Annotated in this window: 1 protein-coding gene; it reads right to left on the minus strand. The window is 61.2% G+C overall.

Going from position 1 to position 425, the window contains the following annotated elements; all coding sequences use genetic code 11:
• Window positions 1–390 (minus strand): AMP-binding protein (locus tag ON21_RS25315; protein ID WP_281032694.1); only part of this gene is annotated, 390 nt, incomplete at its 3' end.
• Window positions 391–425: the final 35 nt, after the last annotated feature.

The raw sequence follows: 425 nt of genomic DNA on the forward strand, positions 1-425 counted from the left end.
ACTCTCGACATCCGAATCCACCACGCGATGGAATGACACCGCGTCCACCTCGGCGGGTCCGTAAAGGTTGTGGACATCGATGCCGCTGGTGCGGACTTGCTGGGCCAACCCGGCCGGCAACGCCTCACCAGCGAGCAGGACTCGCCGCAGGCTGGGACATTCGATCGACAGGTCTACTTCGCTCGCGAATATTGCGAGAACGGAGGGAACGAAGTTCAGCGTCGTCACTCCCGCGGCTGCGATCAACTCCGCCAGGTACGCCGAATCGGCATGCCGGTCCGGCTCGGCGATGACCAACCGCGCGCCGATCTGTAGTGGCCAGAAGAACTCCCACACCGAGACATCGAAGGTGATCGGTGTCTTCTGCAGCATGACATCGGTTGTGTCCAAGCAGTATTCCGACTGCAGCCATCGAAGGAAGTTGG

The organism is Nocardia araoensis NBRC 100135 (assembly GCF_000308435.1).
Lineage (GTDB): Bacteria > Actinomycetota > Actinomycetes > Mycobacteriales > Mycobacteriaceae > Nocardia > Nocardia araoensis.